Below are 22939 nucleotides of genomic sequence, written 5' to 3' on the forward strand. Positions count from 1 at the left end.
CCAAGCGTTGCGCTTTCGGGCGCGGGCGGGATTTTTGAGTATTTTTGCAATAAAGAAGTAGGCGGGGCGCGTCTTGTGTACGCTTGTCCCAAGGAGGAGCCACCATGAACCCATCTATAATTGCGCAGCACCGTCTGCGGGGGCGTTCCGATGGCTGAGGGCGGGCCTGCGTGGGTGGCTGCGGACTGGGGGACCTCTCATCTGCGGCTTTGGTTGATGGATGCAGGCGGGGCGGTCTTGCGCCGGATTGATGCGCCTTGCGGGATGTCCCGTTTGGAGCGTGACGGCTATGAGCCTGCTTTGTTGGCGTTGCTGGAGGGCGTTTTGCCTGCGCAGGGGCATCTTCCGGTGATCTGTTGCGGTATGGCCGGAGCGGCGCAGGGCTGGTGTGAGGCGCCCTACCGAGAGGTGCCCTGTCCGGCGGCGGCTGCCGAGGGTGCTGTTGAACCTGAGCTGGAAGATCCCCGTCTGCGGGTGCGTATTCTGCCCGGCCTTTGCCAAAAAGCGCCAGCGGATGTGATGCGCGGGGAAGAGACCCAGATTGCGGGTGTGCTGCTTGGATCGCCTGATTTCGACGGGGTGGTCTGTTTGCCTGGCACGCACACGAAGTGGGCCGATGTCCGGAACGGTGAGGTTGCGGGGTTCAAGACCTTTATGACGGGCGAGCTTTTCGACCTGCTGCCGCGGCATTCGATCCTGCGCCATTCCGCTGCCGGAGCGGATTGGGATGAAGCGGCTTTTGAGGAGGCGGTGGCCCAAGCATTGTCGGTGCCACATGCTTTGATGGCGGGCCTGTTCGGGTTGCGCGCCGAGGCGATTTTGAACAAAGCCAGCGCAGGCACTTGCCGCGCGCGGCTGTCCGGTTTGTTGATCGGGTCAGAGTTGGCGGCGGCGCGGGCCTTGTGGGGCGGGCGTCCGGTGAAGCTTGTTGGTGAACATAAGCTGGCGGCCCTCTACCAGAAAGCTTTGGTGCAGGCAGGCGGCGCGGCTGAAAATCTTGATAGCGAAATCACAACCTTGAACGGCTTGCGCGCAGCCTATCGTGCGCTTGAGGAGCAGACATCATGAGCCGTAAACTGATCGCGATTTTGCGGGGGATCACGCCGGACGAGGTTCCGGCCATCACTGAGGCATTGATCGATGCAGGGATCACGCGCATCGAAATTCCCCTGAATTCACCTGACCCTTTTGAAAGCATCGCCCGCATGGTGGCCTGCGCAGGAGACCGCGCGGTAATCGGGGCGGGCACTGTCTTGGACCCCAGCGAGGTTACGCGACTGGCCGAGATTGGCGCGGGCATGGTGGTCTCTCCCGACTGCAATGAGGCTGTGATCCGTGCTGCGAAGGCGGCGGGTTTGCTGTCTTATCCGGGGGTCTTTACGGCGACCGAGTGCTTTGCCGCCCTGCGTGCGGGCGCGGATGGGCTTAAGCTGTTTCCGGCCTTCAAGCTGGGGCAGGAAGGGTTGTCTGCACTGAAAGCAGTTTTGCCAGCAGGCACCGAGACCTTTGCGGTAGGCGGTGTTGGTCCCGACGATTTTGCAGGTTGGTTCAAGGTCGGGGCGACGGGATTTGGCATGGGCTCGAACCTTTATAAACCGGGGGCGAGCGCTGCGCGGGTGGCACAGGATGCGAAACAGATTGTTTCAGCTTATGATTGTGCGGTGAGTGACGGGGCCTGAGATTGTGCGCGGGATTGCTGCGGTGCGGCATTCCTGCGCCAGACTTCTCTTTTGTTCGAAGGCCTTGCGGGTCATCCTTGAGACTAGGTGACCTTATTTGTCGGCGGTGTGCAGCAATTCGGTGAGTGTGGCTTTATCGTCGCATACTGTAGCTGGTCAGTAAAAATTAGCAATTTCGCCTTAATTTATTAGTGAAACAGGCGCGAAAGCTTCCTATGTTCTTCTGAGGTTTCCGTGTTTGTCACGGTTCGAAATATGGCCGGGGGGCCAAAAGAGGCGGGCTGTCAGAAAGGCAGCCCGTTTTGCATTTTAGTCGTGCGACATGGGGTCTGTTTTGGGTTTTGTCCCCAAATGGGACTAGGGTCCGAAGCCCCCGAAGAATATCTCCAAGAGACAGGATTTTTTCATTTTTTCAACGAATGCGAGTGCGTTGTTTTCAGTGCTCCATACTAATTCAAGAATTTCAGGAGGCTTTTGATGGCTGAGGGTACCCAGACAGTACTGGTATTCGGAGCGACTTCGGGGTCGGGGTCAGATGCCTCTGAGGCGGCGGCGCAAGCGGACTTTGAATCGCAGTATGACAGCCTTCCGGACTATTCGCTTGCCGAGGTTGCGGCCGATATCAACACCCAGATCGCATGGACCATCGGCGAGGTCAGCTTTGCCTTTCCGCTGACGGAAGCTGCCGATTACGCGGATACCGTTCGCAGCGGGACACTGGTGCCCTTTACCGAAGCGCAGATTGCGGCGGCGCGTGAAGCGATGGCGCTGATTGCGGATGTGATTGATCTGGACATCGTGGATGCGGGCAAGTCGGTGGATGCGGATATCCGCCTTTATAACTCGACGCTTTACGGAACTACGGGCAGCTTGCCCGCGGGCACGGGCCTGAACGGTGATCTGTGGGTCTATGGCTTTAACGAACTGGCCGACCCCTATGACATGAGCTACGGCGGCTATTATTTTGCGGCCCTGCTGCGTGATCTGGGGCGTGTCTTTGGTCTGACCGAGACGACATCCGGCACGGGCGGTCTGACCTACGAAGAGATCGCGGGTTATATTCAGGACAACCAAGCCTACACCATCATGAGCAGCAACTCTGCCGCTGATGCGGGTTTGGTCTGGGCGACCGAGTACCCCGCAACGCCGATGGTCGCGGATATTTTGGCGCTTCAGTCGCTTTACGGCGCGAATATGGAGACGCGGACGGGCGACACGGTTTACGGCTTTAACGCGAATGCGGATCGCGCTGTGTTCGATTTCGACCAGTTGCGTGCTGAGGGCAAGGCAATCGCCGCCGTCACCATCTGGGATGCAGGCGGCATTGATACGCTGGATATGTCGGGCTTTGCCGATGACGCCGCGATCTCGCTGGTAGACGGCAAGCTGTCCAGTGTGGGCGGCAATAACCTGAACCTTGGAATTGCAGTTGGTGCAGTGATCGAGAACGCCATCGGCGGTAGCGGCGATGACATGATTTCCGGCAATGATGCCAACAACGTCTTGATCGGTGGTATCGGTGCGGACTTCCTTGAAGGCGGTGCTGGTGATGATCTGCTGATCGGTGATTTTGCCGAAGCTGCCGCTGCTACAGATTACACCCACGGCATCGCGACGATGTCGCGCGGCAGTCTGGTCAGCTACAACATTGATGCAAGCTCGGCCACGGATCTGTCGGTCGAGATGCTGGTGTCCTTCGATGAGGTCTCGATCACTCAAAGCCTTTCCGGTCTCCCGGGGGGCTGGTCGTTGTCGTTCTCGGCGACGGACAATGGCATCTGGTACAGCAATGGTTCGGCGTGGTTCTACCAGAACACTTCGTCGATCAAGGCGACCGACGGTGATCTGCATCGTCTGTCGGTGACGCTGGATAGCGCCGCCAGCGCGGTGCAGGTCTATATCGACGGCATCCTTTGCGCCAACTTCGAAGGCGATGTGATCCCGGCGGCATTTACCGATCGCGAAGGGGTCCGCTTTAACCATCAGGGCCAGCTGGCCGATGTGCGTTTTTTCAACCGTGTGCTGACGGCAAAAGAAATTCAAGAGAATGCCTTTGCCGATATCGGACCGAACGCTGAAGGCCTGATTTCAAGGCTGGCGGTGAATGCTGCAGGCGGTGTGCTGAAAGACACGGTGTCGAAAGACGTAGCAAACGTTAGCGGTGATCTGACCTTCGAAACTGTCGCTCTGTTGACGCTGGATGACACGCTGAAGGGCGGCGAGGGTGCCGACACGCTGATGGGCGGTGAAGGTGAAGACGAGCTTTACGGCAACGACGGCGATGATGTTCTGATCGGCGGCGCTGGCGCGGATACTCTGCAAGGTGGATATGGCGATGACATGGTCGACTACCGGACCTCATCCGAAGCAGTCACCATCAATGTCGAGGAAGGAACCGGTGCGGGCGGCGACGCCGAAGGGGACAGCCTGTTCTCGATCGAGGTCGTTTTGGGGTCGGGCTATGACGATCTGCTGATCGGCAGTGCCTCGGATGATGTTCTGCGCGGTGCAAACGGCAACGACACTGTACGCGGCGGCGCGGGCAGCGACGTGTTGCGCGGGGGGAATGGCGATGATGTGCTGCGGGCCAATCTGGATGATGACCGTCTGGTCGGTGGCGCAGGTGCCGATATCCTTGATGGGGGACAGGGCAGTGACACTGTCCTCTACAACAACTCGGACGAGGCGGTGATCATCGATCTGGGTGCCGGGACAGGTCAGGGTGGTCAGGCCGAAGGCGATCGGTTGATCAATATCGAACGGGTGCTGGGATCGGAAGGAAACGACATCCTGATCGGGGATGACGCCGATAACGTGCTGGCAGGCAACGTCGGCCGAGACACGGTGATGGGCGCGGGCGGCAATGATACGCTGTTCGGCGGGGCTGGTGCCGATACCTTTGTGTTCCAGGCCGATGGCTCGACCGATACGGTGCAGGATTTCGGTCGCGGCGAAGACGTTCTGGATCTGTCGGCAACCGATGCAGGCTTTACCTTGCTGACCTTCACGACCATCGAGGAAGGTACGCTGGTCTCATACGACGGGCTGGAAATCATCCTGCGCGGCGTTGCGGTTGAGGAACTGGATGCCCAGAGCTTTATCTTTGCCGAGGTGGACGGCCTGCTCTGACCCCTAACGGCGCGAAAGAAAAAACCCGTGTCTGCAATGCCAGGCACGGGGTTTTATCGTATATGGGCTTTCGGCTTCAGGACTTAGCCGAACATCCGCCCGCGGGCTTTGATCAGGCTATAGGCCACCATCGCTAGATAAAGCAGATCGATGGCGACGAACAGTTGCCACGGACGGGTGAACGTCATCCCGATCGAGATCACAATGGCGAACATCATCACCACCACCAGCTTGCGCGGCACCTTCAGGCCCTTGGGCGACAGGGTGCGCAACTCTGAGATCATCAGCAGCGCAACAAAGGCCATCCACAGTCCGACCAGCATGGGCCAGTTGGTCAGGTCCCCCATATCCGCGAGCGTCAGGAAGACCGGCAAGAGACCCAGCATCGCGCCAGCAGGGGCAGGGACGCCCACGAAGTGCGGCGTGGTCTTTTGTTCTTCGTCCATTTCGGAGGTGACGTTAAAGCGGGCCAGTCGCAGGCAGCAGGCGGCGGCAAAAATCAGGGCGAAAATCCAGCCGATGCTGCCCGCGCCCATCAGATGCATCTGGTAGACCAGAATGGCAGGCGCCACACCAAAGCACAGAAAGTCCGACAGGCTGTCCAGTTGCGCGCCGATCTTGGACATCGCTTGCAGGCGGCGGGCCAAAAGCCCGTCCAGCCCGTCCATCACCGCTGAAAGCAGGATCAGGAACACAGCGGTCTGAAAGCGCCCCTCCATCGCAAAGCGGATAGAGGTCAAACCGAAACACATCCCCGACAGGGTGACCATGTTCGGCACCAACTGCACCAGCGGGACCCGTTCCAGCTTGTCAGGGTTGCGAGAGATGAAGCGCCGCATCACCGGATGTCCTTAGCCGTTGCGCGAAGGGTTGAGGTCCGCAATCACGGTCTCGCCCGCGATCATGGTCTGGCCGATCTTGACGGTCGGCTCTGCGCCTTCGGGCAGATAGATGTCCAGACGCGAGCCAAAGCGGATCAGGCCAAAGCGTTCACCGCGCTGCAGTTGCTCGCCTTCTTTCGACCAGCACAGGATGCGGCGGGCGACCAGACCGGCGATCTGGACAACGCCATACTGGCGGCCATCTTCCAGCTGCACGGCCAGACCGTTGCGCTCGTTATCCTCGGACGCTTTGTCCAGCGAGGCGTTCAGGAACTTGCCGGGGCGATAGGCCACTTTGGTGATCGTACCAGCGGTGGGCAGGCGGTTTACGTGGCAATTAAAGACCGACATGAAGACCGACACGCGGGTCATCGGCTGATGGCCAAGACCCAGCTCTGCGGGGGGCACAGCCGGTTCCAGCAGCGAGACCAGACCATCGGCGGGCGAGATCATGACATCGGCCTGATCGGGGGTCACACGTTCGGGGTCGCGGAAAAAGTAGTAGACCCAGATGGTCAGACCGACGCCGATCCAGCCCAGATATTCACAGATCAAAAACAGCACAACGGTAATGCCTGCTGCGATGGCGACAAACTTGCGCCCTTCCGGGTGCATGGGTTTGACAAATGTCGAAAGCATCGAGACGGACATGGATTGGCCCCTTAGGTGTTATTTTCGGCGTATCTAGACGAAGCGGACGCGGTTTGAAAGTTCGCCGTTACGCGATGTTGGTCACTTGTGACCGCTGAGGCAAGCCATAGGCGCGTAAGTTCTGTTGTGAAACAGGAAATCCACCCGCAGGAACACGGATGCAAAAATGCAAAAACCACGCCGCGAGGCGTGGTTTTCTGTTAGTCAGGGTATTTTTGCGCTTAGAAGCGGATGCCTTCGTTCTGCATGGCGCGGGCCGCGCGCAGCTCGCCGTAGGCGATCAGAAAGGTGCCGATGGACTTCAGAACGCTGCGCAGCTTTGCGCCAGCATGAATGCTGTAGGGGGCGGCGAAGGTGGTTGCAGTGGCCATGGCGGATCTTTCTCTTTTGACGTGAGTCTTAATCTGTTGCCCTCAGAGGTACTGCGCCAAGGCAGGGGCGACCACAGACGGTTTCGCAATGCCGCTATGCAGCATGGGAAATCTGTGGCGGACACTTTGCTTTTAGACGGCAGCGCGGGATTCGGTTTCTTGCTGCCTGCGCGGGCCGCGTTTGCCTGATTTTTGTGCAACGAGGGGCGGGCAACGCGACGTTATGCAAAGGATAAAATCCGTCATCGTTCCGCCTTTTCACCCGTATCTGGCCGAACACATACGTTCGAGTAGGAGGTTTTGGGCTGAATAAGTCTATGATTTTGCTTTAATTGAGGGGCCATCTACGTCGCCTCAATAGGCAGTTAATGACCTTCGAAGCGCTTTGAAGCCTTTTTAGCGGCTTAAAGATACCTCGTAGATGTTTGTCTTGTGGCTGGGGCTTGTTTCTAACGGACGGGTTAAAATCTTAAGAGCGTTAATATCTAATATCTTCAGGGGGGTTTGAAAACTTTGTCCATCTGTCGTTCGTAAGCGATAAGAAGGGGAGTTTTCAGATGATTAACAAACTACTTAACTCTGATGACGAATGGCAATTCTTCTGCGATCGCATGATCGGTAGCCTGAGAGGCGTAAGAGGCAAAGAAAAGAGACTGCGCCTGCTTCTCGCCTTGAACCAGTTGTCATCGGAAGAGCGCGCATGCTTTGGCCTAGGAGGCGCAAATTCGCAGACAACGTCCGGCTATGGGACGCCGCCTGCGAAAACCCGCGTGCACCAGCGCGCCTATTAAGTGCGGATGGTGGCCTTAGATAAGGCCATTTGATTTCAGGAATTCCTGCATATCACCTGACTGCCGAGCGGTCAGGGGCCATGCTGACGGGGCGCGAGTTGGCCCGCAGTCTACGCCGATTGCTTGAAGGGCGGCTTTCACCCCTGTCACATTGGTCCCGTTGTGTTCTTCGGCGCGGATGGCCTCGAACGGGGCCATGTCCGCAATAAGGCGATTGGCGCCTGTGAAGTCCCCTGCCTCTAGTGCTTTATGAATCGCGACAGAGTGTTCGGGCCAGACGTTGATCAGGCCAGAGGTAAAGCCCCGTGCACCGACCGCGTAGAAACTAGGGGCCCAAACTTCGGCAAGGCCACCGACCCAGACAATGTCCGGATCGCATGCAGCTTTTGCAGCGGCCAGTTTCATGGGGTTGGGGGTGGCCCATTTGACCCCGCGCACATTCGGCACGGCGCAGAGATCGGCGATTGCTGCGGTTCCGATGGTGTCATTGCGCAGGTAAAGCATCATCGGCAGACCGCCGGAGGCATCGTTGATCGCGTTGAGGTAGTCGACAACCCCGCGCGGCGCGACGAAGGGGTCCGGCGGCTGGTGGATCATTAGAGCGCTGGCCCCTGCCTCTGCCGAGGCTTTGGCCAGTTGCTGTGCATCGCGAATGCCACGGCCCACGCCTGCCAGTACCGGCGCACGGCCATCCACCAGCGCGGTCACTTCGCGGACCATTGTGCAGGCCTCATCGGTGGTGAGTGCGTAGAACTCGCCCGTGTTGCCGTTCACGACAGGCATGTGCAGCCCTGCGCCCAATGCGCGGTCAACGATTGGCGCGAGGCGGCTCGGGGCAATTGTATCGTTCTGGTCAAAAGGCGTGACAAGAATGCCGGAAATGCCCGTAAGGGCTTGGCTGAGAGTCAGGGGCATAAAGTCCTCCGCGGCGGTATAGGTCCTTGGAAGATTTATCCTGTCGGGCAAATATTTGGAAGCCATCATACAAGTTTTGGAGAGCATAGGGGGCTCTGCCCCCGGCCTGCGGCCTCCCCCGAGGTATTTACGCCAAGATGAAAGCGCTTAGCGCAGGAGGCTGAGGAAGCTGGATTGGGCCTTGATGCCCTGCTGGAGCATGGCTTGGGCGGCGTCCGAGAGGATGCGGCTTTGAGCAAATGAGGCGACTTCTTTCGCCATATCGGCATCCATAATGTAGGAGTGGCTGCTTTGCAGGTTGCCATGAAGGCGCCCGAGCCCGCGCGAGAGGCTGTCGAGTGTGTTCTGCGTTGCGCCGAGGCGCCCTTGACCTTCGATCACGCGGCTGAGGCTATGGTCGATGAGGGAGAGCGCCTTTTCTGCGCCGCGGTAGGTGGTGAGGTCCATTTCGGAAAAGCTCTCGAAACGGGCGCGCTGGGCGTTGGTTTCTAGGAATGCGGCTCCGGGGGTGGTGGTGCCGGTTTGCAGCAGATTGATATCGCGGTGGCTTTCGAACACCACCTGGCCGGTGATTGTGGCGGCGCGGGTTTCGGCGAGGGCGATCGAGGTGCTGGCGTTTGTGACGTTGAAATTGCCTGATGAGTTGGTGATTTTAACTGTGCCTGCAAAAGCGTTGGTGAGCTGGAGCGTGGCGTTCGAGCCGCCAAAGACAGCCTGCACGCCGGTTGTGTCCGAGGCTGCATTGATGCTGTCGCGCAATTGGGTGAGATCACTGGAGTCAGCGATGGCGCTGCGCACTTGGACGCCGTTGATCAGCATGTCGACGCTGGTGCCTGTGGTGAAGCCAGAAAGGTTCACCTGATCGGATGTGGTGCTGGAACTGGCGGTTTGCAGGACGGCGAAGTGGACACCGTTGATCCCGCCAGCGCCATCATAGCCGTTCTCGATCGCTTGCAGGCCGATGCGTGCCCCATTGGAAGAGGCGAAGTTCGAGATCTGAATGTTGTCGCCGTCTGTGTCCAGCAGGTTCACAGTGCTTCTGTCCTCGCCCAGTTTGGCAATGACGCCTGTGCTGGCAGAGTGCTTATTGATCCATTCCGCGATGCCCGTGAGGTTGCTGGTGTCCCCGATGGCGGCGCTACCAAGGCTTTTGCCGTTGATGCTGAGCGAGAATGACCCTGTATTGAGGGCAGACAGTTGCACGTTGGTGGACGCATGGGCTTGAACGCCCGAGGCGGCGAGGGCACCGCCTGACGCTGATCTGATGGCGGTGAGCATCTGTTTGGCGGACATGCCCGCCTGTGTCACCACCTGTGCGGCGATGCCGTGGCTGGTGACGGTGAAAACTTCGTTCGCGGTGATTGAGCCTTGAACCGGCCCGGTTGACGCGCTGGTGGTTAGGGTGCTTTCGGTGGCGTTCCGGTAGCGCCCCACTGCATCCATGTTGATCGAGTCAATGCTAACCGTCAGCGCACTGTTGTCGCCGCCGCCGATCTGTAGCTGTTTGTTCTGGAACGAGCCGTCCAGAAGGAACTGGGCGGCCAGATTGCCGTTTGCGGTCAGGTCGCGATAATCCCCCAGCAGGCTTTGAGCGGCGACGTTCAGGCTGGCGCGTTCGGTGGTGCTGTTGGTGCCACTGGCCGCTTGTACGGTCAGGGTGCGCAGATTCTGCAAGATGTCCACCGCGCCTGCGTGCAGCTTGTCTGCCGTGCCCAGAAAGCCGCCGAAATCGCCAATGTTGCGGATACCTTGGGCGATTGCCGTCATCTCGCCGCGCAACTTGGCGGCGCTGGACAGACCGGCAGCGTCATCTCCGGCTTTGTTGATCCGTTGGGCGGTCGCAAGGTTTTCAATGTTCGTGCGTTTCTCAGCATCGGTCGCCGAGATCGCGTTCAGCGAGATGAGAACAGAATTTGCAGAGCCTGAATTGATCATTGGTCTACCTTGCTAGCCAGAACTGGACGGAGTTCGTCCCTTTTCGCAACGGACCAAATTTTCAAATTGTTTAGCGATCTTCGGAAGGTTTTTTGTGTCGGTGGGGTAGGTTTGCTGGTCGCAAAGGTGTGTGTTTGGCTCGGATCAGCGGAAATATGGGCCAGAATGCCCCGCAGCGGTCAATGCGCGGGGCATGGGCAAAAGACGGCTTAGAGGGCGGTTGCCTCATAGCCTGCGGACTGGAACGCGCGGTTCAGATCATCAGTGGAAAGAGAGCTGGTGATCTCGACCGTGCGGGAGGGCAGATCGCAGGCAACCGTTGCTGCTGGATCGGCGGATTTGACAGATTTCTCGATGGCGGCTGTGCAGTGGCCGCAGCTCATATCGGGGACAGAATACTTCATGGGAAACGCTCCGTATGTGGGAATTTCGGCCTAAATGGGCGTTCCAGTCGCTGGAAGGTCAATAGGCCCGTGCGAATTTTGTGAAAAAGGGGGTCTGCGGCCTTGACCTTCTATCCACTGGAACGCCTACATCTGCATGACTGATACTTTGGAGCGACAGATGACCCAGCCTGTTTCCCTTTCTTTTGCTGTCGATGGTATGTCCTGCGCGTCTTGCGTCGGGCGCGTGGATCGTATGCTAAACGGGTTGGCGGGGGTCTCTGATGTCTCGGTCAATCTGGCGAATGAGACCGCCCGTTTGCATCTGGATGACGGTGCCATGTTGCCTGACGTGGCCGCACGGCTAGAGGTTTTGGGCTATCCCGCCCGCCGCCGTGATGTGGTGCTTGAGGTGGCCTCGATGTCCTGTGCCTCATGTGTGGGGCGGGTGGATCGGGCGTTGGCGGCTGTGCCCGGCGTTTTGGAGGTCTCTGTCAATCTGGCGAATGAGACCGCCCGCGTGGTTTATCTGGAAGGGGCCGTGCGCCCTGAAGAACTGGTGCGCGCCGCGACCGAGGCCGGCTATCCGGCGCAGATCGCGGGAGGCACTGTTGATCCGACCGACCGTAAGGAAGAAGAGGCGAAAGAACTGGCCCGTCAGGCGTGGATTGCAGCAGCGCTGACCTTGCCTGTCTTTGTGATGGAGATGGGCGGGCACATGATCCCCGCTCTGCATATGCTGATCGGTCAGACTATTGGCCACTATACCAGCTGGATGATCCAGTTCGTGTTGGTCACCGCTGTCTTGGTGGGGCCGGGGCGTAGGTTCTACGTCAAAGGTCTGCGTGCGCTGGTCAAAGGTGCGCCCGATATGAACAGCCTTGTCGCCGTGGGTACGGGGGCTGCCTATCTGTATTCCGTCGTGGCGCTGTTCCTGCCCCATCTGCTGCCCGATCAGGTGCGGGCCGTGTATTTCGAGGCCGCAGCTACCATCGTGGTTCTGATCCTTCTGGGTCGTTATATGGAAGCCCGTGCCAAGGGGCGCACAGGTGCTGCGATCCGCCGTCTGGTTGGCTTGCAAGTGCGCGAGGCGCGCGTCCTGCGCAATGATACCCTAGAGACCATTCCCATTGACGCCTTGGTTGTTGGCGATCTGGTGCAGGTCCGCCCCGGCGAGAAGATTGCCGTGGATGGCGAAGTCGTCGAAGGCGCCAGCCATGTGGACGAGAGCATGATCTCGGGCGAGCCGATCCCTGTTGAGAAAGGCGCTGGCAGTCCGGTGACTGGCGGAACGATCAACGGCACGGGCGCTTTGGTTTTCCGTGCCGAGCGGGTGGGCAATGATACCACGCTGGCGCAGATCATTCGTATGGTCGAAGAGGCGCAGGCTGCCAAGCTGCCGATCCAAGGATTGGTGGACCGGATTACACTGTGGTTTGTGCCGGTGATTATGGCGATTGCCGCTTTGACCGTTCTGGTTTGGTTGGCTTTTGTTGGCGCGTCGGGTGTAACACTGGCACTGGTGGCGGGGGTCTCGGTCCTGATCATTGCCTGTCCTTGTGCGATGGGTTTGGCCACGCCGACCTCGATCATGGTGGGGACGGGACGGGCAGCTGAGATGGGCGTTCTGTTCCGTAAGGGCGATGCCTTGCAGACGCTTGCAGATGTGGATGTGATCGCATTGGACAAGACCGGCACCGTCACCATGGGTAAGCCTGCGCTGACCGAATTGGTTCTGGCCAAGGGTTTTGCCCGCAGCGATGTGCTGCCCCTGATCGCCGCGCTTGAGGCCAAGTCCGAACACCCTGTCGCTGCCGCAATTGTCGCGGCCCACGGCGACGCGTCGCTGCCCGAAGTGTGGGCGTTTGACTCGGTCACCGGTCACGGGGTTGTTGGCAACGTGGCGGGGCGCTCGGTCGTCATCGGCAATGGTCGTTTGATGGCCCGTCAGGGGATAGAGGTTGGCAGCCTTGCGAAAGCCGAGACCGATCTAGCCCGTATGGGGCACACGGCGTTGTTTGCAGCTGTGGACGGTGTTCCTGCCGCGGTGATTGGCGTTTCCGATCCGATCAAACCCACCAGTCATGCAGCGATAGCCGCTTTGAAAGCGCGCGGCATCAAAGTGGCGATGATCACCGGCGATAAGGCCGAGACAGCCAAAGCCATTGCCGGAAGCCTTGGCATCACCGATGTGATCGCCGAGGTTCTGCCCGACGGCAAAGTTGCCGCTCTTAGCGATTTGCGTCGTGACGGTGGCAAGGTGGCTTTTGTCGGGGACGGTATCAACGACGCCCCTGTTCTGGCCTTCGCCGATGTGGGGATCGCGATTGGCACCGGCACTGATGTGGCGATTGAGTCCGCTGATGTGGTGCTGATGTCCGGCGACCTGGGCGGCGTGGTCAACGCGGTAGAGGTCTCGCGTCGTACCTTGCGCAACATCCGGCAGAACCTGTTCTGGGCTTTTGGCTATAACGCGGCGCTGGTGCCGGTGGCCGCAGGGGCGCTGTATCCGGTGGCGGGGGTGCTGCTGTCCCCCATTCTGGCGGCTGGCGCAATGGCGCTGTCGTCGGTCTTCGTCCTGACTAACGCCTTGCGTTTGCGCACCATTAAGCCGGCGGTCCAAGAGGCCGAATAACACCTTTCCTGTCTGGTTAAAATCCGGCCAAAACGGTTGACGGACGGCCCCGAGACGCCGCATGAAAGGTTAACTACACTTTCATAAGAGCAGTTTTCGGTGACCCGGTTCTTGGTTTTCTCTCCCGCATCTGTGATGCGCGCCCTTTGTGAACGGGGGGCTTGATGGCGGGTTTGCGGCAATTCGTAGTGCAGCTTTTGGGGCTTGGACTGGCTGTTGTGATCTCGGTCCTGATCAGCCACCAACTGGGAGCGGGCGCACAGGCCGATGCCTTTTTGCTGGGACGGCGGCTGGTTACTGGCCTGCAGGAATTGATGACCCAAGTGCTGGTGCTGGTCTTTATCCCGATGCTGGCGATGCGTCCGGGGAAAGAGGCGATGGTCCGTCTGGCCTCGCAGGCGGCGCTCTTGGGTATGCTGGGGGCGGCGCTGTTCTGGGGCGGTGCGGCCTGCATTGTTGAAGTGATCGCGCCGGACATGTCGCAGGGCAAGATGCTTGCGCGGGATGTGATCCGCATCTTTGGCCTGTCTTTGCCTTTTGCCCTAGTGGCGGTGGTTCTGTCTTCTGGCCTGAACCTGCAACAGAAATTCGCGCTGCCCGCGCTGTTGCGGCTGTTTCCGCGGATCGGTGTCATGCTGGCCTTCGCCGGTCTGGCCGTGGCTCCGGTGCTGCCCGCCACATGGGCCTATGTGGGCGGCAGCGCACTGGCCCTGCTGGGTCTGGTCTTGCTCAGGCCCCTGCCGAAACAAGCCAGCACCACCAACGGCCCCCGTCCGAATGTGGTTGCGGCGCTGGTGCTGGTGCTTGGCGGTCAGGTCGCGCTATGGCTTGAGACTGCCTTTGCCGCCCGAACGGGCCTAGGTGGTGTCACGATCCTTGAGCTGTCCCAGCGCATGGCGGCGCTATTGGGCAACACACTGGCGCTGGCGCTGATTATGCCGCTTTTTGCCCGCTGGGCTGCCAATCCTGACAGGCGTTCCCGTGACAACACATGGGCGGTGATCATTGTCGCTGGTGGCATTCTGATCCTGCCGCAAGGGGTGCTGGCGGTGGTTGCCCCTTCGGTCATTCACGATCTGATCGGGCTAGGCGCTTTTGATGCGATGGCCGAGATGACGCCGCTTTACTGGGTAATGCTCTTGGCGCCCTTTGCGACGCTGCTGTCCCGTGTGTTTCTGGTCTATCGCCTGACCTGCCCCGAACAGGCGCATAGTCCGATGCCTGTGGTGCTGGCGATGCTTGCAGACGTGGTGGTCCGTATCATTTGCGGCGTGGTTCTGGTTCCTGTGGTGGGGATCGAGGCAATCGGTCTGGGGATGGTGCTTGGCCCTCTTGCTTCGGCAGGTGTGCTATGGATGCCATGCAAAGCCGCCATGCCTTCGCGTGTGTTGGGTGTACCGCTGGCCGCGAGTGTCGGCGTCGGTGTCGCGGCACTGGTCTATGTGGTGATCGGGAACGCGGGCTGGTTGCCCGATGGCACGATGGAAGGCGCCTTGCTGCTGATCACGCTTAGCGGTTTGGCCGCCGCGGCGGTGTTCCTGGCGTTGTTGTTCCGCTTCAAGGTCTTTGGTCTGCTGAAAGAGGTGCTGTGATGTGGCGATTTTGTGTGGCGGTGGTGGTGGCATGTGTTGCGGCGCTGCCCGCGCATGCGCTGGACCTAAGACAGCCCGCGCCCTCGGTCTCGCCCTTGCTGGGAATCTCGTTCCCCGGAAATACGCCTGATCTTTATGATTATCTGGTGGATGCAGGGATCGGGCGGGCGCGGATTAGCGCCAGTTGGCGGCGCATTCAGCCAACGGCGGGGCAGTGGGATTTTGTCGATCTGGATCGCCGTGTCCAAGGGCTGCAAGCGCGGGGCATTGCGCCCTTTGTGACGTTTGAAAGCGATGCAGACTGGGCTACGCGTCCTGAGACGCAGAAGGTCAAGAATGCTGTCCCTCAGAATAAGGCTGAATGGGCGCAGTTCGTCAGCGCTGTGGTTGAACGCTACGACGGCGATGGCATCGACGATATGCAGGGGCTTGCCGCGCCGATCCGCCACTATCAGGCCGCCAATGAGTTCACCAGCGACACCAATGCCAGCGGTGGTTGGGCCGGAACCAACGCCGAGCTTTTGGAATATGTGAACACTGCCCGCGCGGCGGTGCGTCATGCGGACCCTGCGGCAGTCTTTGTGCTGGGTGGCCTTGCGGCATTTGTGGCTGATGCGGTGCTGGTCAATCAGGGCCACGCCGATTGGACTTTGCGCCAGCAGATGGAAGACGGGCGCGAGCTGGTCATGCCCCCCGAACGGCTACGTACCCCCAAGATCACCGCTTTGGTCGAAGGGCGCGTGCGGTATCTGCTGCAGAACGCCGACTATGACATGGCCGACATCCACCTTTATGGCCCGCAAGAGCGGGACGACCTGCGTCTTGCTCTGCTGCGCGAATGGTCTGGGCGGCCTGTCATGTCCAGCGAATGCGGTGGCCCAAATCTGGACTACGGTGACACCTACACGCCCGAGGGGCACTTTATGCAGGCGATCACCCGCAATCTGGACCTTCTGTCCCAAGGGGCCGCTGTTTGCATGTGGTTCGGTCTGGGCGAGGAGATGCGGACCACGGTCGGCAATGCCCGCGTGCCGCTTTATGACATGCAGCGACAGCCCAAACCGGCGGTCTTTGCCTACCGGCTTCTGGCCCGCATCCTGCCCCTTGCGCAGCGGATCGAGCGGATCGAAGGCGGCTGGCAGATCACCGATGCCCAAGGCCAAGACCTGCAAATCTACCGCGAGGGTAGAGCGCCAGTGGGCACCACGACCCATTGCGTTGCAAAAACCGACCTGAGTCGTGTCGTTGAGGCAACGAATGGTGTAAGTTGTGTTAACGAAATGCTTGTTTTTGCAGGTCCGCTCGGCAAGACTGCGTTCACACAAAAATAACGGGCAAAGCCCAACACCCAGCTAGGAGAGCAGCCGTGCTGGACCATTACCGGGATCTGATCCGCCTTTATCAGCGGACCATAATCGTTAGCATGATTTGTGCCGCCGCGCTTGCGTGGACGGCCAGCACGCTGTTGCTGAAAACCTCGCCTGTCTACAAATCGACGGTCACGCTGAACATGCAGCCTTCGGAAGAAGAGCTAGCGTTCAACCGGACCTTCATGGGCGTCAGCCAGTTCAATCCGGCGACCATCATCACCCAGACCCATATCGAGGTGCTGCTAAGCCGCCCCGTGGCGGAACGCACGCTGGATATTCTGCTGTCGCAGGCGGACGGGCAAAACGATCTGCCCGAGCCGGGTCTGTTCGATGCGATCAAGGGCTTTCTCTGGCGCAGCTATGCCACGCTGAACTACGGGGCCTTCAAGCAGGTCGATGAGCGGGACCAGCTGATCAACCTTGTCCGTGAAAGCATCGAGGTTGAATTCGTTGAAGGCTCGTACATCCTGACCCTTACGGCCAAAAGCGAATTTCCGGGTCTGGCCGCCCGCATGGCCAACGCCTATGCCAATGCCTACATCAATCTGACGCGGGCCGAGTTTTCGTCCGGCGCGACCGATCTGGCCGATGTGGTGCGCCGCCTCAAGACCGAGCGTGAGGGCGAGATTGAGGACTTGTTGGCCGAACGCGAACGGGTCCGCGAGGCGCTGAAGATCAACGATCTGTGGCAAGAGGCCGACGTTCTGCTGCTGTCGCGTCAGGAAACCCAGAACGCGATCGATGAAGATATGCTGGAACTGGCCCTGCGCGAAAGCGAGCTGGCCAAGCTGAAAGAGCAATTGGGCGGCGGCGAGGGCTCGACCCCCGTGGCGCGTCTGGAAGAAGAAATCAAGAACCGCAAGGACCGGCTGCAACTGCGACGTGACACCCTGCGCCGGATCGACAACCAACTGGCGGATCAGGCAGAGAAAGAGCGTGAACTGTCCCGTCTGGAAACCCGTTACGGGGCGCTTCAGATGGATCTGGACGAATTGCGTGATCGTCTTGTGAACATGGAAATGAGCGAGGCCACGATCCTGAGCCAGGTTCAGGTGATCAACCCCGCCGTGCCGCCGGTCTATCCGTCCTTCCCGAAGGTGCTTGTGAATACTGTGGTTGCGGTGATCGTCGGGGCGCTTGTGGTGCTGATGCCGATCATCCTGATCGACGTCGTGGGTATGCGGATGCGGACTTATTCCGACCTGCAATCGGTGCTTGGGGGGCACGCGCTGCCCTCGGCCCGCCGCGGGATGGAACAGCCCGGTCTGGCCCGTTGGCGCAAGGGGCGCCTGTCAGGACTTAGCCGCGAATTCCGCGCCTTTGCCGAACAGTTTGGTCGCCGGATGAGTGCCGATGACGGCTGGACCAAAGAGCATATCTTTGTCACCGGCTTTCTGCCTTACGAAGAGATCAAGCGTCTGCGGGATGTGGTCGCGATGGCTGTCGAACACTCGAACCCCCGCCGTCGCGATGAAAACCCCTATGTGATCACCGCAATCGCGCCGGTTGCCTCGGTCAAGGATTGGGACGAGTTGCCTGACGGGCCGATCATTCTGGGCGTGCCACCGGCGCAGGTCGATGCGCTGGAAATCCGTGAAATGCAGACCGTGGGCACCGATCATCCTCGCCAGCCTTATATGCTGATCTGGAACCAGTAACCCGTGCAAGACCGGCAACGCATACGTAAGCAGGCTTTGGTCCGGGCGCTGATGGCGGTTGTGGCCTCGGTGCTGGTGGCCTTTGGGCTGTTGCTGCTGGACGGGCTGTTGTGGCCTGCCGCGATCTCGGCTTTGGTCGGGGGCGTGATGGTGGCCGACTGGTTCTTGCGTCAGCGCGGCGCGGTGCCGGTGCTGGTCTATCACAGTGTGTCCGACAATGCGGGCTGGCTGCCTTGGTCGCGCAACACCAGCGTAAGGATCGAGGTCTTTCGCCGTCACCTGCGCGTGTTGGAAAAAGGCGGCTGGAATGTGATGCACAGCCGCGAGATTGCCCACGCCCGCCGTATGGGGGTGCCTTTGCCGCCCCGCACCGTGGCGCTGCAATTCGATGATGGCTATCTGGATAACTGGGTTGCGGCGGTGCCGCTGTTGGAAAAGGCGGGGTTTCCGGCGGTCATTTTCGCCTCGACCGATTTCATCGATCCATCCAGTGGCTTGCGGCCCAACCTGTGGGAAAGCGGCGCGGTTTGGGAGGGCTATATGAACCGCGACGAGCTGCGCGCCGTCGATGCCAACCCTCTGTTTGAAATCGCCAGCCACGGGGCCAACCATGGCCGCGTTCCCGTCAACGGTCCCGCTGTGGGCAAATGGCAGGTCGAAGACTGGCAGGCCCATGCGGCGCTGCTTTGGGCGGGAACCTATCACAACAAATCCCATTGGTTCCGCGAAACCTTGTCGCCCGCACTGGTGGGGCAGGACATTCCGGCAAGTGACTCGGCCCTGACGGGACGGGCCTTGGTTAAGGGATCGGAAGAGACCGCTGCCCGATATCACGCGCGCGTGCTGGCCCACTTGAAACGCGCCCGCAATGGGCTGGAGCATGTACTGAAGCGGCCCGTGGATTTCCTGTGCTGGCCCTATGACCGAGTGACGCCTGCGGCCCGTTCCTTGGCCGAAGAGGCGGGGTTTGCCCTCTTCACGGGCGGGCGCGGCGAAAACCGAGTTGATGAAGACCCGACCACCCAGTCCCGTGTTCACATCAACGATTTCTCTGCCGGTCCCGCACCGATTTGGGTCGAGGCGCTGGTCTTTCGGGCCAGACTAGGCGTCGCCGCAGGAAACTATTGGTGGATGCCGGTGGCGCTGCTGGCAACCAGACGACGGGCGCGGCACCTGCCGGTGCCCAAGGGGCCGGGCGCGTGAAGGCGTCCTGGTGGCAGGTTGGCCTTGGTGCAGGCGCGGGCCTTTATGGGGCGATGATGGTCATGGCCTTTGCCACCCTCAACCATCCCGAACTGGCCATTGCCCTGCCGATCGTGGCGGTGATCGGCTTGATCTTTGCCATGAACCCGTTTTTTGCAGTCTGCTGCCTGCTTTTCTTTGCGCAGCTGGACGGGGTGCAGGACAAGATATTTGCGCCGTCCCCCGTTGGCGGGTTCAAGCTGATGGCGGCGGGGGCGACCTTTGGCGTGATCGTCACCGCGTTCCAGAACCGAGGTATGGTCAAAGACGGCCTTAGCCAGCCCATTGCTGTGATGGGGCTGTTGTTTGGCGTATCGATGGGGGTTAGTGCCCTTGGGGCGGATGCCAAATATATGGCGATGAACAGTATGCGCCGCCTCTTCAGCATGATCATCTTTATGTATTTGCTGATTTTTCTGGTCACGACGCGTGAGCGGTTTGAAAAGGCACTGATGATCCTTGCCGCGACCTCGCTGATCTCGGGGGTGATCCTGATCCTTGATGTCAAACTGGGACTGACGCTGGTCTCGACCTCGGATGCGGCGACCACGGCGCGTACCGCTGAAGGGTTCGAGCGGTCTTCGGGCGGGTCTCAATACAACCCCACAACGGCGGCCACCATGATGCTGACGGGGGTGATCATCGCGCTGGTCATGCTGGTCGAGCAAGAAACCCACAAACGCTTTTACCTTGCTGCGGCGGGTATCGGAACGCTGGCGCTGGTGTTTAGCTTCGCGCGCTCGTCCTTTTTGGTCTATTCGATTACGGCTCTGTTTCTGTTCTACAGGTACCGACACCACCGTTTGATTATTCCGGCCATGGTGATCGGATCGCTGATCGGAGTTGTGATGTTACCATTCGTGCCTGCCAGTTATTTTGACAGGATCGCGTCGATTTTCGGCGGTGGAGGGGGCGATTGGACCCTTGGCCGGCGCATGACCTACAATGTGATCGGCGTAGACCTTTTGACCAAGCATCCCTTGTTCGGCGTGGGGCCTGGGAATTTCAAAGCGCATTTTGTAGACAGCGGATATCGCTATTTGCCCGGAAGAACCATGTACGGTAGGCAATTGCATAATATGCACCTGTCTATCATGGTGGAATATGGTCTGATCGGGGCAACGTTCTTTTATGGAATGGTATTTTCCGCCTTCAGAGGGGCCTTTCGTGCCATGCGGGCACCTGTCGATGCACGTATCGGCGTGCTCGCGACGGCTTATTTCTACGCCCTTCTGGCCTATATGCTAGTGAGTGTTTTCGTGCCGAATGAGTACAATAAATATACATGGATCATGCTTGGCCTCGGGGCCGCGCTGCCGCGGATTAACAAGAAGGACGTGGCATGAAGATCTGCTGTATTGTCAGTGATTTCCCAAAAGTCACCGAGACCTTCGCCCTTGCCAATGTCCAGCAGTTCCGCGCCGCAGGTCACGCGGCGCGGGTGTTTCACATCAAGCCCTTCCGCAGCCATGAGATCGTGCATCCCGATGCCCGTGAGGTCGTCGAGGATGCCATGCATTTCGGCTATTTCACCCCGCAGACGTTCGGGCTGGCGGTGCGCCGTGCTTTGCGTCGCCCTATGGGCGTGGCGCGGGTGGTTCGGCATATCGTCAAAGCGTTCTGGTCCCAGCCTCGGCATCTGGCTGTCTCGATGATGCTGGTGCCGCAGGCGCTGGCGTTGGCCCAGAAGGCAAAAGAGGACGGCGTTGATTTCTTCTATGCCGAGTTTGCGGGCTATCCCGCGACCGTGGCATGGATCGCGTCTCGGATGACGGGCATTCCATTCGGCTTTTCGGCCCATGCCCATGATATCTTTATCACCCAAAGCCTGCTGTCACAGAAGGCCCGCGATGCGGTCTTTGTGCGGACGATCTCGGATTTTAACCGCCGCTTTCTGGTGGAGAAGGCCCATGTGCCGATGGACAAGATCTCGGTCATCCGTTGCGGTGTGGCCCCTGGTTTGGCCGAGGCGCCCGCGCCTGAAGCACCCGTAGATGGCCAGCCGTTCCAACTGCTGTTCGTGGGCGCGCTGCTGCCGCGCAAGGGCGTGGACGTTCTGCTAAAGGCGCTGGCGTGGTTGCCCAAGGATACGAACTGGCGGTTGCGGATCATTGGCGGCGGCTCGCAGGAAGCGGCCTTGCGCGATCTGGCGAAGACCCTGCCCGAGGGGCGTGTCACCTTTGATGGTGCGCAGCCTTCGGATGTGGTTCACGCGGCGATGGCGCAGGCCCATCTGGTGATCGTGCCCTCAATTGAAGGGGCAGAGGGGCGCTCGGAAGGGATACCGGTTGTGTTGATGGAGGCGATGGCCCACGGGCGGCCGGTGATCGCCTCGCGTTTGTCGGGAATCCCAGAGTTGGTGCAGGCTGGTGTGACCGGCTATCTGGTTGCCCCGGGCGAGGTGCAGGCCCTGTCCACTGCGATCGGGCGCGTGATGGAGGAATACCCCAGCGCGCTAGGGCTGGCACGGGCCGGACAGGCCCGTGTGCTGGCAGACTATAACATCGGGAAGAATGCCAACGCCCTGCTGGAGCTGATCAGGGAGAGTAAGTAAGTGACTTTTGTGTTCTGGGGCGCGGTTGCCCTGCTGTTCTATGTGATCATCGGCTACGGTCTGTTGCTGATGGTGTTGGCAATGGTGATGCCGCGCAAATCTGTGTGTGCGCCGGTCAAGGGGCTGACGGTGGATTTCCTGATTCCCGCCCATAATGAAGCCGCCTGTATCGCAGACAAAATCCGGAACACATTGGCGCTTGAAAATCCCCACCTGCATTCTGTGCGGGTCTGGGTCGTCTCGGACGGGTCCAGTGACAAGACGGTGGCTCTCGCGCAGGCCTTGGCCGCGAAACATCCACAGGTGCGGGTGATCGAGACACCGGGCCGTTTGGGCAAACTGGCAGCGATGAACATGGTCATGCCGCAACTGGACGGGGACATTGTGGTCTTTTCCGATGCCAATGCGATGCTGGCCCCGAAAACGTTGAAGGCGCTGATGCGCCATTTCGGGGATGCCCAAGTGGGCGGGGTCTGCGGCCAGATCAGTGTTGGCGGCAAAGGTACCGGTCAGATCGGCAAAGCCGAAGGGTTCTTCTGGCGCTATGATCAGGCTTTGAAGGCGGCCGAGGGGCAACTTGGCGGCGTGGTCTCGGCTCAGGGGTCGATCTATGCCATGCGGCGCAAGCTGGTGCCCGATGTGCCGCCCGGCGCGGCAGATGACTTTTTCATCTCGGTCGCTGCGGTCGCTGCGGGCTTTCTGCTGGCGTTCGAGCCCCAAGCCACCACGCGCGAAGCTGTCACTGAAAAAGCGGGCAAAGAGATGGGCCGCCGCATCCGCTCGACCGAGATGGGCTGGCGGGCCTTGATGCACTATCGGCATCTGATGAACCCCTTGCGGACGGGGCTTTATGGCTGGCAGCTGTTTTCCCACAAGTTCCTGCGGCGCATGGCACCCTTTGCCTTGATCGCGCTGTTCGTCTCAAACGCCTTTTTGCTGGATGCGGGCCTGTTCTATCAGGGTCTTTTCGCGGCGCAGGTGGCGGGCTACGTGTTGACGGCTATGGCGTGGTTCACCCCTTGGGTGCGCAGGCTGCCTTTGGTGGGCAAGGGGATGTTCTTTGTCATGGGAAATCTGGCCATGCTGCTGGGGCTGGTGCAATATTGGCGCGGGCAGGAAAGCTCGGTCTGGACGCCGGTACGGGAGAGCTAAG

The 22939-nt window shown here is 59.9% G+C and carries 18 protein-coding genes; 12 read left to right on the forward strand and 6 right to left on the reverse strand.

Translation table 11 applies throughout. From position 1 onward, the window contains the following. Positions 1–150: 150 nt before the first annotated feature. The 3 genes from CLV74_RS11040 to CLV74_RS23380 all read left to right on the forward strand — a co-directional run bounded on the left by CLV74_RS11040 (position 151) and on the right by CLV74_RS23380 (position 4808). Entirely contained in the window at positions 151–1068 is a 918-nt protein-coding gene (locus CLV74_RS11040) for a 2-dehydro-3-deoxygalactonokinase (protein ID WP_106264697.1), read from the forward strand. After that, on the forward strand, positions 1065–1679 hold the full coding sequence (locus CLV74_RS11045) for a 2-dehydro-3-deoxy-6-phosphogalactonate aldolase (protein WP_106264601.1): 615 nt from the start codon (positions 1065–1067) through the stop codon (positions 1677–1679). Before CLV74_RS11040 ends, CLV74_RS11045 begins: the two co-directional genes overlap by 4 nt. A gap of 477 nt (positions 1680–2156) precedes the next feature. Continuing rightward, on the forward strand, positions 2157–4808 hold the full coding sequence (locus CLV74_RS23380; RefSeq protein ID WP_106264603.1) for a M10 family metallopeptidase C-terminal domain-containing protein: 2652 nt from the start codon (positions 2157–2159) through the stop codon (positions 4806–4808). Positions 4809–4891: 83 nt separating this feature from the next. Here the strand turns inward: CLV74_RS23380 and pssA are convergent, their stop codons facing one another. The 3 genes from pssA to CLV74_RS22825 all read right to left on the reverse strand — a co-directional run bounded on the left by pssA (position 4892) and on the right by CLV74_RS22825 (position 6711). Then, complete coding sequence (gene pssA, locus CLV74_RS11055; protein ID WP_106264606.1) at positions 4892–5647, reverse strand: CDP-diacylglycerol--serine O-phosphatidyltransferase; 756 nt, start codon at positions 5645–5647, stop codon at positions 4892–4894. A 12-nt stretch (positions 5648–5659) separates the two neighbouring features. Then, positions 5660–6340: a phosphatidylserine decarboxylase gene (locus CLV74_RS11060; protein WP_106264608.1), complete on the reverse strand. Its 681-nt coding sequence runs from the start codon at positions 6338–6340 to the stop codon at positions 5660–5662. A 221-nt stretch (positions 6341–6561) separates the two neighbouring features. After that, positions 6562–6711, reverse strand: coding sequence for a hypothetical protein (locus CLV74_RS22825; RefSeq protein ID WP_170108028.1), 150 nt, complete (start codon positions 6709–6711; stop codon positions 6562–6564). A gap of 557 nt (positions 6712–7268) precedes the next feature. On the opposite strand from CLV74_RS22825, the gene CLV74_RS11065 reads away from it, so the two are divergent. Continuing rightward, positions 7269–7502 (forward strand): hypothetical protein, encoded by a 234-nt coding sequence (locus CLV74_RS11065; protein WP_106264610.1) that lies wholly within the window; start codon positions 7269–7271, stop codon positions 7500–7502. A 15-nt stretch (positions 7503–7517) separates the two neighbouring features. Here the strand turns inward: CLV74_RS11065 and CLV74_RS11070 are convergent, their stop codons facing one another. The 3 genes from CLV74_RS11070 to CLV74_RS11080 all read right to left on the reverse strand — a co-directional run bounded on the left by CLV74_RS11070 (position 7518) and on the right by CLV74_RS11080 (position 10756). Next, positions 7518–8417 carry a dihydrodipicolinate synthase family protein gene (locus CLV74_RS11070; protein ID WP_106264613.1) on the reverse strand — a complete coding sequence of 300 codons (900 nt, stop codon included), beginning with the start codon at positions 8415–8417 and terminating at the stop codon, positions 7518–7520. Positions 8418–8564: 147 nt separating this feature from the next. Beyond that, entirely contained in the window at positions 8565–10352 is a 1788-nt protein-coding gene (locus CLV74_RS11075; protein WP_106264616.1) for a flagellin N-terminal helical domain-containing protein, read from the reverse strand. A gap of 209 nt (positions 10353–10561) precedes the next feature. Further along, positions 10562–10756 (reverse strand): heavy-metal-associated domain-containing protein, encoded by a 195-nt coding sequence (locus CLV74_RS11080; protein WP_106264619.1) that lies wholly within the window; start codon positions 10754–10756, stop codon positions 10562–10564. A 160-nt stretch (positions 10757–10916) separates the two neighbouring features. Here CLV74_RS11080 and CLV74_RS11085 point away from each other — a divergent pair, with 160 nt between their 5' ends. From CLV74_RS11085 to CLV74_RS11120, 8 genes are all read left to right on the forward strand, one after another. After that, entirely contained in the window at positions 10917–13370 is a 2454-nt protein-coding gene (locus tag CLV74_RS11085; RefSeq protein ID WP_106264621.1) for a heavy metal translocating P-type ATPase, read from the forward strand. Between the two features lie 164 nt (positions 13371–13534). Then, complete coding sequence (locus CLV74_RS11090; RefSeq protein WP_106264624.1) at positions 13535–14962, forward strand: MATE family efflux transporter; 1428 nt, start codon at positions 13535–13537, stop codon at positions 14960–14962. Next, complete coding sequence (locus tag CLV74_RS11095; RefSeq protein WP_106264627.1) at positions 14962–16293, forward strand: hypothetical protein; 1332 nt, start codon at positions 14962–14964, stop codon at positions 16291–16293. The genes CLV74_RS11090 and CLV74_RS11095 overlap by 1 nt, the downstream gene beginning before the upstream one ends. A 35-nt stretch (positions 16294–16328) precedes the next feature. Beyond that, positions 16329–17990: a GumC family protein gene (locus CLV74_RS11100; protein WP_106264630.1), complete on the forward strand. Its 1662-nt coding sequence runs from the start codon at positions 16329–16331 to the stop codon at positions 17988–17990. Positions 17991–17993: 3 nt separating this feature from the next. Beyond that, positions 17994–19193 carry a polysaccharide deacetylase family protein gene (locus CLV74_RS11105; RefSeq protein WP_146134939.1) on the forward strand — a complete coding sequence of 400 codons (1200 nt, stop codon included), beginning with the start codon at positions 17994–17996 and terminating at the stop codon, positions 19191–19193. Next, positions 19118–20578, forward strand: coding sequence for an O-antigen ligase family protein (locus CLV74_RS11110; RefSeq protein WP_106264635.1), 1461 nt, complete (start codon positions 19118–19120; stop codon positions 20576–20578). The genes CLV74_RS11105 and CLV74_RS11110 overlap by 76 nt, the downstream gene beginning before the upstream one ends. Further along, complete coding sequence (locus tag CLV74_RS11115; protein ID WP_106264638.1) at positions 20575–21786, forward strand: glycosyltransferase family 4 protein; 1212 nt, start codon at positions 20575–20577, stop codon at positions 21784–21786. The genes CLV74_RS11110 and CLV74_RS11115 overlap by 4 nt, the downstream gene beginning before the upstream one ends. Beyond that, positions 21787–22938, forward strand: a complete 1152-nt coding sequence (locus CLV74_RS11120; protein WP_106264640.1) for a glycosyltransferase family 2 protein — start codon at positions 21787–21789, stop codon at positions 22936–22938. It abuts the gene before it with no gap. Position 22939 lies beyond the last annotated feature (1 nt).

This window comes from Donghicola tyrosinivorans, assembly GCF_003003355.1.
GTDB classification, from domain to species: Bacteria; Pseudomonadota; Alphaproteobacteria; order Rhodobacterales; family Rhodobacteraceae; genus Donghicola; species Donghicola tyrosinivorans.